Annotated in this window: 15 protein-coding genes; 7 read left to right on the forward strand and 8 right to left on the reverse strand. The window is 54.1% G+C overall.

The window, feature by feature from the left end:
* The coding region (locus tag ACAW75_RS25920) for a hypothetical protein (RefSeq protein ID WP_370731697.1) at positions 1–213 on the reverse strand (213 nt) is incomplete at its 3' end.
* Positions 201–395 carry a hypothetical protein gene (locus ACAW75_RS25925; RefSeq protein WP_370731698.1) on the reverse strand — a complete coding sequence of 65 codons (195 nt, stop codon included), beginning with the start codon at positions 393–395 and terminating at the stop codon, positions 201–203. The genes ACAW75_RS25920 and ACAW75_RS25925, both read right to left, overlap by 13 nt.
* Before the next feature lie 70 nt (positions 396–465).
* Between ACAW75_RS25925 and tnpA the strand changes: the two genes are divergently transcribed.
* Positions 466–927: an IS200/IS605 family transposase gene (gene tnpA / locus ACAW75_RS25930; RefSeq protein ID WP_370731699.1), complete on the forward strand. Its 462-nt coding sequence runs from the start codon at positions 466–468 to the stop codon at positions 925–927.
* Between the two features lie 60 nt (positions 928–987).
* Complete coding sequence (locus ACAW75_RS25935) at positions 988–1,161, forward strand: hypothetical protein (RefSeq protein WP_370731700.1); 174 nt, start codon at positions 988–990, stop codon at positions 1,159–1,161.
* On the opposite strand, the gene ACAW75_RS25940 is transcribed toward ACAW75_RS25935, so the two are convergent.
* The gene (locus ACAW75_RS25940; protein ID WP_370731701.1) at positions 1,137–1,415 is read right to left on the reverse strand and encodes a hypothetical protein; all 279 of its coding nucleotides are present in this window, start codon (positions 1,413–1,415) and stop codon (positions 1,137–1,139) included. The two genes, ACAW75_RS25935 and ACAW75_RS25940, sit on opposite strands and share 25 nt — an antisense overlap.
* Before the next feature lie 149 nt (positions 1,416–1,564).
* Between ACAW75_RS25940 and ACAW75_RS25945 the strand changes: the two genes are divergently transcribed.
* From ACAW75_RS25945 to ACAW75_RS25955, 3 genes are all read left to right on the forward strand, one after another.
* Positions 1,565–2,041 (forward strand): GAF domain-containing protein, encoded by a 477-nt coding sequence (locus tag ACAW75_RS25945; RefSeq protein WP_370731702.1) that lies wholly within the window; start codon positions 1,565–1,567, stop codon positions 2,039–2,041.
* A 172-nt stretch (positions 2,042–2,213) separates the two neighbouring features.
* Positions 2,214–3,368, forward strand: a complete 1,155-nt coding sequence (locus ACAW75_RS25950; protein WP_370731703.1) for a zinc-dependent alcohol dehydrogenase — start codon at positions 2,214–2,216, stop codon at positions 3,366–3,368.
* Positions 3,369–3,381: 13 nt separating this feature from the next.
* On the forward strand, positions 3,382–3,900 hold the full coding sequence (locus ACAW75_RS25955) for a hypothetical protein (RefSeq protein ID WP_370731704.1): 519 nt from the start codon (positions 3,382–3,384) through the stop codon (positions 3,898–3,900).
* Between the two features lie 490 nt (positions 3,901–4,390).
* Here the strand turns inward: ACAW75_RS25955 and ACAW75_RS25960 are convergent, their stop codons facing one another.
* Positions 4,391–4,696: a hypothetical protein gene (locus ACAW75_RS25960; RefSeq protein WP_370731705.1), complete on the reverse strand. Its 306-nt coding sequence runs from the start codon at positions 4,694–4,696 to the stop codon at positions 4,391–4,393.
* Between the two features lie 62 nt (positions 4,697–4,758).
* Between ACAW75_RS25960 and ACAW75_RS25965 the strand changes: the two genes are divergently transcribed.
* Positions 4,759–5,967, forward strand: coding sequence for a cysteine desulfurase family protein (locus ACAW75_RS25965; protein ID WP_370731706.1), 1,209 nt, complete (start codon positions 4,759–4,761; stop codon positions 5,965–5,967).
* A 2-nt stretch (positions 5,968–5,969) separates the two neighbouring features.
* Here the strand turns inward: ACAW75_RS25965 and ACAW75_RS25970 are convergent, their stop codons facing one another.
* From ACAW75_RS25970 to ACAW75_RS25985, 4 genes are all read right to left on the reverse strand, one after another.
* Positions 5,970–6,395, reverse strand: coding sequence for a type II toxin-antitoxin system VapC family toxin (locus tag ACAW75_RS25970; protein WP_370731707.1), 426 nt, complete (start codon positions 6,393–6,395; stop codon positions 5,970–5,972).
* A gap of 6 nt (positions 6,396–6,401) precedes the next feature.
* Positions 6,402–6,650: a hypothetical protein gene (locus ACAW75_RS25975; protein WP_370731708.1), complete on the reverse strand. Its 249-nt coding sequence runs from the start codon at positions 6,648–6,650 to the stop codon at positions 6,402–6,404.
* Between the two features lie 352 nt (positions 6,651–7,002).
* Entirely contained in the window at positions 7,003–7,995 is a 993-nt protein-coding gene (locus tag ACAW75_RS25980) for an HNH endonuclease (RefSeq protein WP_370731709.1), read from the reverse strand.
* Positions 7,996–8,050: 55 nt separating this feature from the next.
* Positions 8,051–8,782 (reverse strand): DUF72 domain-containing protein, encoded by a 732-nt coding sequence (locus ACAW75_RS25985; RefSeq protein WP_370731710.1) that lies wholly within the window; start codon positions 8,780–8,782, stop codon positions 8,051–8,053.
* A gap of 315 nt (positions 8,783–9,097) precedes the next feature.
* Here ACAW75_RS25985 and ACAW75_RS25990 point away from each other — a divergent pair, with 315 nt between their 5' ends.
* Positions 9,098–10,567: an amidohydrolase gene (locus ACAW75_RS25990; RefSeq protein WP_370731711.1), complete on the forward strand. Its 1,470-nt coding sequence runs from the start codon at positions 9,098–9,100 to the stop codon at positions 10,565–10,567.
* Positions 10,568–10,673 lie beyond the last annotated feature (106 nt).

Genomic DNA, 10,673 nt, shown 5'->3' on the forward strand with positions numbered 1-10,673 from the left:
GGAGGAACGATTGGGGCGGGGATGTAAACCGGGGGCCGTCAGGGGCACCACCTCGGTAGCAACATACCAATCGTTCCTCCACCCCCGCCCCGGTAGGGGCACCACCTCGGTAGCACCGTCCCAATCGTTCCTCCGCCACCGCCCCGTCAGGGGCACCACCTCGGTAGCACCGTCCCAATCGTTCCACCACCCCCGCCCCGTCAGGGGCACCACCTCGGTAGCACCGTCCCAATCGTTCCCCAGCCTCGCCCCGTCAGGGGCACCACCTCGGTAGCACCGTCCCAATCGTTCCACCACCCCCGCCCCGTCAGGGGCACCACCTCGGTAGCACCAACAACCCCATTCCTCCGCCACCGCCCCGTCAGGGGCACCACCTCGGTAGAAAAATCAAACATCAAAAATTGTATTCTCATTTGACCTTTCCTCCAAAATACTACCTTCAACTACTGATAAACCCCCACCAACATGGCTAATACATATACTCAAATTCACCTACAACTGGTTTTCGCCGTTAAACATCGTGCTGCTATTATCTCACCAGAGTGGAAAGACAAACTATATAAGTACATGACGGGCATCATCCAGTCATATGGCCATAAATTACTGATCATCAATGGGATGTCTGACCATGTGCATGTGCTGATTGGCTTCAGGCCAACGCAATCCCTTTCTGACCTGATGCGTCACCTTAAACAGGATTCGTCAAAATGGATCAATGATGAGGGCTTAACCAAGCAGCATTTTGCCTGGCAGGAAGGATACGGCGCTTTCTCTTACAGTAAAAGTCAGATTCCCAGCGTAATGGCTTATATCCACCAGCAGGAAAAACATCATCAAAGTCACACATTCACAGACGAGTACCGACGTTTCCTGGATCTGTTCGGTATTGATTATGATGAAAAATACATTTTCAAACCCCTCAATTAGCTACCGATGTGGTGCCCCTGACGGGGCGAGGGGGAGAACGGGGTTGCTGGTGCTACCGAGGTGGTGCCCCTGACGGGGCGGTGGTGGTGGAACGATTGGGACAGTGCTACCGAGGTGGTGCCCCTGACGGGGCGAGGCTGGGGAACGGGGCCGGGGGGTACCGAGGTGATGCCCTTGACGGGGCGGGGAATATCGGCGTTGAAACGTACCTACTTCTTTCTTTCTTCTGCCTGAATGGCGTTGAAATCTCCTTTCTCCCACTGAACCCGGCCAAGCACATGGGGATATGTCAGGAATTTTCCGGTCCGGGTATCGAGAATAACGGTTCCCTTTTCGCCGGTTATAGCCTCATACCGGCGATTCTGATCAGACGCATCCTGACTGGATGGATCGGCGGGTTTGAAGTTGGCTAGCATAAGCAGGCCACCTATAAGCAGAGCACCCAGAAAAAACGATTTCAGATCGATTGAGAATGTGATTGATTTCATGATCATACGCTGGTTAGTTAATACTGCCTAAGACACAACGTACCTGAATATGGTTTGAAACGAAGCACCACAAATAACCATCATTTACCTTTGGCCCAACAACTGGAACGTACCTGAACAAAGAACGCTTCCGCTAAAAACCTCGACTCATGACTACAACCAACATCCAGCCCCTGCTCGATTTAGTGGCTACCAATACGCCCGACTGGAACCAGGTACTCACGCAGACCCTGGCCACCTTCGATTGCACCACCGGTACCCTCCACCGCCTCGACCCCACTACGGGACTGCTGACGCTGGTTGCTTATGCTGGTATGCCCGAATTTTTGCTGCCAAAAATCAGTCAGATTCCCATTGGTAAGGGTATGGCCGGTATTGCCGCCGAACGCCGCGAAGCCGTTCAGCTCTGTAACCTGCAAACCGACGAATCGGGCGTGGCCCGTCCTGCGGCCCGCGACACCAAAGTAGAAGGATCCATTGCCCTGCCCCTGCTGCTCAACGGTGAGCTTCACGGCACCCTGGGCATTGCCAAACCCGTTCCCTACGATTTCACCGACGATGAGGTGGCCGCCCTGATGCAGCTTGGCGAAGCCATCAGCCGGGCTGCTATAGGGATGTCTCGTTAATAGCCCGGGTAAAAAGCCTTGGCGGTAACGTGGCTGCCTGATCCGTTACAGCTTCCTCACTGTTTGGAACAACGCCGCTTGCACCCTGTTGACTTGACTGATGGTCTCCTGGCTCAACGCTACCTGGCGTTGATACAAGGCCAAGCAGTGTCATTCTTAAACAGCGCAACGTATGTTAGCCATGAATTACCGGGGGCCTCGGCGGGTTCGCATTGATCAGAAGCCGATTCCTGAAATCCTACACCCCGAGGACGCTATTGTACGGGTCACTCGCTCGTGCATCTGCGGGTCTGACCTGCACCTTTACAACGGCAATGTGCCAGATACCCGCGTGGGAAGCACCTTTGGGCACGAATTCACCGGTGTTGTCGAAGAGATAGGGGCGGCGGTGCAGAAACTTAAAGTAGGCGATCACGTATTGGTCCCCTTCAATGTAGCCTGCGGTAAATGCAGTTTCTGCCAGCAGGGACTCTACGGCAATTGCCACGAATCGAACGCGCAGGCCACGGCCGTGGGTGGCATTTTTGGCTATTCGCATACAGCGGGTGGCTACGACGGAGGGCAGGCCGAATATGTGCGGGTGCCCTACGCCGACGTGAGTCCGACGGTTATTCCGCCCGGTATGGACCCGGATGATGCCGTTATGCTGTGCGACGTAGTCCCGACAGGGTATCAGGCGGCCGAAATGGGCGGCATCCAGCCCGGTGATACGGTCGTTGTCTTTGGCGCGGGGCCGGTGGGTATCATGGCCGCGCGTTGTGCATGGCTGTTTGGAGCAGGCCGCGTTATTGTCATCGACAACGTGGATTACCGGCTCGAATTTGTTAAAAACTATGCACCTGCCGAGGTATATAACTTCGACGAAATTGGTGACGTGGTCTTATTCCTGAAAAAAGCGACCGACTGGCTGGGGCCAGACGTCTGCATCGATGCCGTAGGGGCTGAAGCCACCGGTAGTGCCCTGCAATCATTGACCGGCCGACAGCTATTGATGCAGGGCGGTTCGGCGACAGCGTTGCACTGGGCCATCAACTCCGTTAAAAAAGGGGGGATTTTATCTATTGTCGGGGTATACGGTCCGACTGGCAACATGATACCTATTGGCAATGTTGTCAACAAAGGCATCACCATTCGGGCTAACCAAACCGGAGTTAAACGCCTGCTACCGCGCCTGATCGAGCATATCCAGAGCGGCATCCTTAACCCCAAAGCCCTAATTACGCACCGGTTGCCGCTGGAAGAGGTAGCTGAAGGCTACCATATGTTCTACGAGAAGCTAGATAGCTGCATCAAAACGGTACTCATTCCCCCCAAAGCCGGCTTTTAAACGACTAACCACTATGGAAAACACAGCAACAAAAGAAGCGATGGCGGCTAAGTTCAGCCACATTAACGGGTGGGGCGTAGACATCGATCCGAAAAACGATCCGACATACCCCATCAAGAATCCCCGAACCGATGTTGAACAGCAGGGATATACCTGGGATCGGCCACCGCAACAGGTACAAACCGTGGAGGTCCTGCATTCCAATGAGCGGCCAAATCTACCCGCTGTCTTCGGCACATCTGTTCCCCCATCGGGTCTGAGTGGTATGCTCCGCCGATACGCGTTTACCTTTAGTGAGTCGCGGTTAAGGCACTGGTTTCCATTGGTGATTGCCGATCGGGTGAACGTAGTAGAAGGGCTCATCGACGATGTCAAACATGGCATCGTACCAAACATTTTCAAGGAGAAGGGATTTGCGGCCGATCTGAAAATCAACAAAGCTGGTTTGGCCAGGAAGGTGCTGATTGGCGCTGCCGTTACAACAGCGGTTATTCTGCTGCTCAACCGTGATAAGCGCATTGATCGGGCTTAGTCTGTAACGTGATTAGCTTTCAGACGAGCCAACTAAAGAGGACAAAGCACCGAAACGAATAATGCCCTTGGTGCAACCTGGCGGAGTTATAGGTCACTGGGTTCACAAGCGTACGTTAACGCATGAAAGCGGCTCAACTGAGCCGCTTTCATGCGTTAACGTACGCTTGCCGTCGAGCTACAGGCTACGTTCAATCCGTTCGTCGGTCAGTGGTTCTTAGTTGTCCAGCACTACATTGGTCGACGTAGTAGCGATATTGACATGCCAGGTGGCGCTCAAGCAATCAGTTTTGACGCCGATTTGTCGAAGTTCATCATCAAAACCGTCCCGGTTGGCATAATTGGGCCGAGGTCGTAGATCGGATCAGGGTTAGGGGTCAGCGTAGGCAGCGAAGTAGGCGCAACTGTCGTGCGTGGTGGTAGTTAGTGGTGTTATAGACCCGCTGTCACCTTTTGCGCTGCTATACGGGCTGGGATTGATAACGCCATCGCTATTTCCGCTGCTGTAGCTGTTCCTGCTGCTGGTAAATCTCCTCGAAACCGTTGCTGGTAAAACGAAGCTTGACACTGCCTTCCCGCAGAAATCGCCCCGTTTGCGTATCGAGGATGATCAGGTGAGATTCTAGGTAAAGTGCCTGGTAGCGGCGCATGTCTTCGCACGGCGCCGGTTCTGCCAACGATTGCTTTACCGGTTCGGTCTGAGGCTGACCAGCGGGTTTATTGGCCATCAGGAGCACGGCCCCCATCGCCAGCACGCCAAAGCAAAAGGATTTCAGATCAATCGTAAGCGTTTTCATCGTTGAGACAGTTTGTTTTGCCCAACAAAGACGACGTACCCGGCAATCGTTTAAATTCGACTATGATTTACCTCGACAATAACGCAACCACCCGCCTCGATCCGCGCGTCCTGGAAACGATGATGCCGTTTCTGACCGACAACTTCGCCAATGCGGCCAGTACGCACCCGTTTGGCGTAAGCGCCAGCGAGGCAGTGAAGAAAGCTCGACAGCAGGTGGCCGATTTGTTAGGGTGCGACCCACATGAACTGGTCTTTACCTCCGGTGCTACCGAGGCCATCAATCTAGCCATAAAAGGCGTAGCTGAGATTTACGGCGATACTAAACGACATATCATCACCGTACAGACCGAACATAAGGCGGTGCTCGACGTTTGCCAGTATTTGGAAACACGGGGCTATGCCGTAACGTACCTGCCCGTTCGACGGGACGGACTACTCGATTTGGCTGACCTGAAAACGGCGCTTCGGCCTGATACGCTGCTGGTTGCCGTGATGTGGGTAAACAACGAAACGGGCGTCATTCAGCCCATTGCCGATATTGCCCACCTAGCCCACGAAGCCGGTGCCCTCTTCATGACCGACGCCACACAGGCCGTTGGCAAACTACCCATCGACGTAAACATGGCTGGCAAGCCCGGCGCGGCCATTGACCTGCTCACGTTTTCAGCTCATAAATTCTACGGCCCCAAAGGGGTTGGCGGACTATACGTGCGTCAGCATAGCGTAGGTACGTCGCAACCCCGCAAGGTAAAGCTGGAAGCCCTGCTACATGGCGGCGGGCACGAGCGCGGCCTACGCAGCGGCACCCTGAACGTACCCGGCATCGTAGGCATGGGCAAAGCCGCCGAATTAGTAGAGACGCAAAATCTTGCGTCTCAGACGCGTCAGCAACACCCCGCCCAATCCGAAACCTACCGCATCGGCCAATTACGTGACCAACTCGAAACCGCTCTATTAACTATTCCAGGTACGTCGGTCAACGGCAACCGGGACTATCGCCTCTACAACACGACCAATGTCCTGTTTGAGCACTGTGATTCCGACGCGCTCATTATGGGGCTGGAAGGTATTGCGGTCTCCAATGGTTCGGCCTGCACCGCCGCCAGCATCGACCCCTCACATGTGTTGTTGGCAATGGACCTCAATGAACAAGAAGCGTTCTCCTGCCTGCGCCTCAGTCTCGGCCGCTTTAACACCGAGGCCGACGTTACCGCCACCATCAAAGCCATCAAGGGCGTAGTGGAGGAGTTACGGGCGTTGGTGGGTTGAATTTATACTGGAAGCTCTGCTTTGAGAATCGTAACTTTTAAACGAGTCAGCCTCTCAATAATTTCAAACTGCTTTCGATTGTAGGTAATTATCTCCGTGCAGTTTTGTGACTCGGCAATAGCCGTATGCAAACAATCGTTGATGCTACTAAAACCGGTTTTAGCGGCTAAATGCATAGCTCTGTCAAAATGGACAAGATCATAATTAACGGGCGCTACTGCTCTAAGGATAGTCATAGCTTCTTCAATGATTGCAGCCGGTTGGTTAAATTTACCCATGACATGAGTCAACTCCTGCATTGACAGTTGAGACGCGTAGAACGACCCATCAATCAACGCCTTTAGCACAAACTCTTTAGCCTGTACATGCTTCGCCGGTTCGTAGGGAATGTAGTAATGAACAAGTACGTCGGTGTCGAAATAGATCATGACCGACTATAATGAGTTGTCATTAACGTCATCAATAAGATCGTTAATATCCATTCCAGCCGGTAACGTGATAGGGATTTGCTCGGTACGAAGCCGCAGCGCCTCCATACGGACGAGCAGTTCTCTTTGATTAACTGCTCTATTATCAACTTCTTCTACCTTTACACGGATCGTTTTCCCGGCAAAAAACTGAGTTAATCGATCAACAAATAAAGCCCGATCTTCCTGATCGTTCAGTACAAACGTTGCTTCCATCGTCTTTTTCGGTTAGCTGTCAGCAAGATAACGAAAACCATGCCTACTTTGTGCAACGTACCTCAAGTGGCTCTTTGTCCCATCGGGATACAACAGCGAAGCGTCGGTAGCAAGACCCGATCCACCACAGCCGACAACGTGCCGTGGGTACGTGACCAAAATTGATTGTCAAATACCGTCAGCTAGCCAATTTTAAACGCTTCCGCATCGAACGCGGTGATGTTGTTTGGGACCGCGATTGGGATTTGATTTTCCCCGTTTCACAACTGCATCAGGGGTACGTGGCACCGGCGGTTTGTTGAGTTCAGCTTGTTAAGCTCAGCATTATTCAGGTGGACATTTCCTTTTTACTTCATCCTTTGAAAACGTGCTCCCGGTGCCAAGCGAAGGCTTCCAGATCGGGCCAGTAGCGTTTATCGATGGGTAACTTAATAAACGTACCTGAGAGTGCTTTCAGGCTATATAGGCTGCTTTCGTTCTCGACAAACGTACCTGACAAGATTACGCGGTACTGGTTATCGACTGAAATGGCACCCTTATCGAAGGCCCGATGCAAGTTTGGGCAGAGCGCAATGCCGTTGGTTGGGTGGTTGTTAAACGTCGTGGCAAACGGTACGATATGGCAGGCATCGACCATCGAAAACGAATATGGGGCCGACACCCGAACGCCCGTTACGCAACAGGTATCGTCGTATAGGCGGACTACTTCGCGCCGAAATACCGTGTCCCGGGCGAACACTTCGATCTGGTAGGTTTCGGGGTCAAGCCGAGTCCTCAGGCCTTTCAACCGGGTCCTATACTCGCCGGGAGACTCTTCCAGCATTGCTTGCTTCAACTCGTTCAGCTCTTTCAACGGCCCGTCGAGCGCCGTTGTCAGGCTAGTTGTCTGGCCAGTGAAGTACGTATCGAGTAACGTTCGTCGTAAAAGTTGGCGGGTGGTGTCGTTCAGCAGCAATTCGGCCAGATTGGGGTCAATTTGGGCACAAGCAACGGCTACACTCAGGTTGGCGAAAGTGGTGAGCTTGCCGTCTTGCACCCAAAGTTCGCAACCCGGATTAGCCACCAGTTTCCACCAATGGCCCTTTTCATTTCGCAAATGAAAAAACGGCAATGCGAAGCCAAGCGTGTGCCCACTTGTGACGAGGCTATTCCAGTTCGATTTAAACAATCCGGTCAGCTCGGGTGTAATCGGTATCTGATTGTCTGTCAGCAAACCAGTTTCGTATGCCTGAATGACGGTCAGTAGCAGTATAGGTTTGTGAGGCGCTTTTCCGTCTACTTTACCCACACCTACGTTCAGATGCGAAAAAGCGTAGAGGTAGTACTCAAGGATGGATTGGGACATAGCCGCAGTGTTTGGCGCTACAATGTAGCTATATCAGCGAGTGTGTTACAAACACTTACCAATCACTAACCATAGACCGTAACGTCAGCGCATTCCTGACGGCGTGGCCACCGATGTCGTTGTTGAAATAAACGTACACGTCTTTGCTCTGCCCGGCCCACTCCCTGATCCGGTCGGCCCACCAGCGCAGGTCGTCGTCGGAATAGGAGCCGCCGTACAGCGAATGCCAGTCGGGTCCGTGCATGCGGAGGTAGACAAACGGAGCTGTGGCGCGGAGGATGCACGGCAGATTGGCTCCACTCATGATACAATACGCTACCTGTCGTTGTTCCAGCAACTCGAATATAGGCTCCTGGTGCCAGCTGGAGTGCCGAAACTCAACGGCTGTCGGCATCCAGTCGGGTAACAGGTCTAAGAATTGGGCCAGACGGTCATAGTCATAGCGGAATCGGGGCGATAGCTGTACGAGCAGAGCGGCTCGTTTGTCGCCCAGTTCGTGCCAGCCTTCCTTAATCCGGTCCAACCAGCGGGGCGCGTTGGTCAGGTTGCCGTAGTGTGTCATCCAGCGGGGGGCTTTCACACAGAGTTGGAAACCGGGCGATAGCTTGTCGCGCCAGCCGGCAAAGGCACTGGGTTTGGGCCAGCGGTAGTAACTGCTGTTCAGCTCGACTGTGTTGAACTGCTGTAGGTAATAGCCCAACCTCTTGGCCACCGACGTACCCGGCGGATACAGTACACCCTGCCAATGATCGTAACTCCAGCCCGAGGTGCCAATGTGTATGCTCATATAAATATGCTTTTCAGGCGTATTGATAGGTGGTGTGATGCGTTTCTCTAGCCGGCTTCGCGCTATAGTATTACTCTTGCTCTAGGCCCTTCGACGAGGCGACAGCAATACACTAACTCGCGAAGCAAGCAGCCAACACACACCAGCGCGAAGCTCCTTCTTAATCATCCAACCAGCCCGCGCTGGGTTTGGCCTTCGATTCGCGCAATGAAATGGGCCAACGGTGTCATACGGTTATGATTTTGCCTATTTTTAGGGACTGGCGTTCAGTTTTGCGCGGGTGCCAACCCGTACCAACTCATCACAACCTGTATCATGCATAGACAACTCCTTACTACGGCTTTGCTCTTGCCTGCGCTGGCATTTGCTCAGCCGAAAAAGGCTACGAAAACGGCCGTGCCCGCCGACAAAGACAAACAGGCGATCATCGCCGACCTCGACAAGCGGTTTTCCGAGTTCGCGGGCATCTCCAAACAGATCTGGGATTTTGCCGAACTGGGCTACCAGGAAGAAAAAAGCGCGCTGCTGCTCCAGGAACAACTGAAGAAAGAAGGATTCGACGTGCAGGCGGGCGTAGCGGGTATTCCCACGGCCTTTGTGGCTACCTACGGAACGGGCAAACCCGTGATCGGTATTCTGGGCGAATATGACGCCCTGCCCGGTCTTGCTACTGAAGCCAAACCCGATTTCACGCCCATTCCAGGCCAGAAAGGTGGGCACGGCTGCGGCCATAATCTGTTCGGTACAGCGTCGATGGCCGCCGCCATTGAAGTAAAAAACTGGCTCAAAGCCGGGCATGCCGGTACGGTTAAAATCTACGGCTGTCCGGCCGAAGAAGGGGGCGCGGGTAAGGTCTATATGGTACGCGAAGGGCTGTTTAATGGCGTCGACGTGGTGTTGCACTGGCATCCCGGTTCGCAGAACGCCGCCGACGCAGGTACGTCGCTGGCCAACAAAAACGCCAAGTTCCGGTTCCGGGGTATTGCCGCCCACGCTGCCGCCTCGCCCGAACGCGGCCGGTCGGGCCTCGACGGCGTTGAGGCGATGGACTTCATGGTGAACATGATGCGCGAGCATGTACCGCAAGATACCCGCATTCACTACGTGATCACGAAAGGCGGTGAAGCGCCCAACGTGGTGCCCGCCTTTGCCGAGGTGTATTATTATGCCCGCCACAAAGACCGCGACATTCTGCAAAGCGTCTGGAAACGGATCGAAAATGCCGCCGAGGGAGCCGCCAAAGGAACGGGTACCAAAGTAGACTGGGAAGTGCTGGGGGGCGTGTTCAACCTGCTGCCCAACGTGACGCTGGCCGAGGTTATGCACCAGAACCTGACAACGGTTGGCGGCATCACCTACACGCCGGAAGAAACAGCCTTCGCCGAAAAGATCCAGAGCACCTTTGCCCCCGACCAGAAAGTACCGATCACCAACGCCGCCCTGATCAAAAATTTCCGCGATGCCTCGGAGAGCGCCACCAGCGGGGGGTCCACCGACGTGGGTGATGTAAGCTGGACGGTACCGACCGTAGGCCTGCAAACGGCAACCTGGGTACCGGGTTCATCGGCCCACAGTTGGCAGTCAACCGCAGCTAGTGGCATGAGCATCGGGCAGAAAGGGATGCTGGTCGCCGCCAAAACGCTGGCCTTAACCGCACTTGACCTCTTTACGACGCCCACGCTGATCGAAAAAGCCCGCGCCGAATGGCTACAAAAACGCGGTGCTGATTTCAAATACGAAGCCTTGCTGGGCGACCGCAAACCCGCACTGGATTACAGGAAATAGGGGTTTATATATTGCTGGGGCGTATTGCTGACGCAGGCGTAGGGCGGAGGCGAGCCCCGCCCCTACATGATCACGGCCCACATTCGCGGCAATGTAGGGGCGGGGC

It is taken from the genome of Fibrella arboris (assembly GCF_041321095.1).
Classification (GTDB): Bacteria; Bacteroidota; Bacteroidia; order Cytophagales; family Spirosomataceae; genus Fibrella; species Fibrella arboris.

What these genes read in the sequence shown, in the direction of transcription:
- ACAW75_RS25950 (WP_370731703.1), top strand. Translation starts at nt 2,214, where the DNA reads ATGTTAGCCATGAATTACCGGGGGCCTCGGCGGGTTCGCATTGATCAG.
- ACAW75_RS25945 (WP_370731702.1), top strand. Translation starts at nt 1,565, where the DNA reads ATGACTACAACCAACATCCAGCCCCTGCTCGATTTAGTGGCTACCAAT.
- ACAW75_RS25970 (WP_370731707.1), bottom strand. Translation starts at nt 6,395, where the DNA reads ATGATCTATTTCGACACCGACGTACTTGTTCATTACTACATTCCCTAC.
- ACAW75_RS25980 (WP_370731709.1), bottom strand. Translation starts at nt 7,995, where the DNA reads ATGTCCCAATCCATCCTTGAGTACTACCTCTACGCTTTTTCGCATCTG.
- ACAW75_RS25960 (WP_370731705.1), bottom strand. Translation starts at nt 4,696, where the DNA reads ATGAAAACGCTTACGATTGATCTGAAATCCTTTTGCTTTGGCGTGCTG.
- ACAW75_RS25925 (WP_370731698.1), bottom strand. Translation starts at nt 395, where the DNA reads ATGTTTGATTTTTCTACCGAGGTGGTGCCCCTGACGGGGCGGTGGCGG.
- tnpA (WP_370731699.1), top strand. Translation starts at nt 466, where the DNA reads ATGGCTAATACATATACTCAAATTCACCTACAACTGGTTTTCGCCGTT.
- ACAW75_RS25975 (WP_370731708.1), bottom strand. Translation starts at nt 6,650, where the DNA reads ATGGAAGCAACGTTTGTACTGAACGATCAGGAAGATCGGGCTTTATTT.
- ACAW75_RS25990 (WP_370731711.1), top strand. Translation starts at nt 9,098, where the DNA reads ATGCATAGACAACTCCTTACTACGGCTTTGCTCTTGCCTGCGCTGGCA.
- ACAW75_RS25940 (WP_370731701.1), bottom strand. Translation starts at nt 1,415, where the DNA reads ATGAAATCAATCACATTCTCAATCGATCTGAAATCGTTTTTTCTGGGT.
- ACAW75_RS25955 (WP_370731704.1), top strand. Translation starts at nt 3,382, where the DNA reads ATGGAAAACACAGCAACAAAAGAAGCGATGGCGGCTAAGTTCAGCCAC.
- ACAW75_RS25965 (WP_370731706.1), top strand. Translation starts at nt 4,759, where the DNA reads ATGATTTACCTCGACAATAACGCAACCACCCGCCTCGATCCGCGCGTC.
- ACAW75_RS25985 (WP_370731710.1), bottom strand. Translation starts at nt 8,782, where the DNA reads ATGAGCATACACATTGGCACCTCGGGCTGGAGTTACGATCATTGGCAG.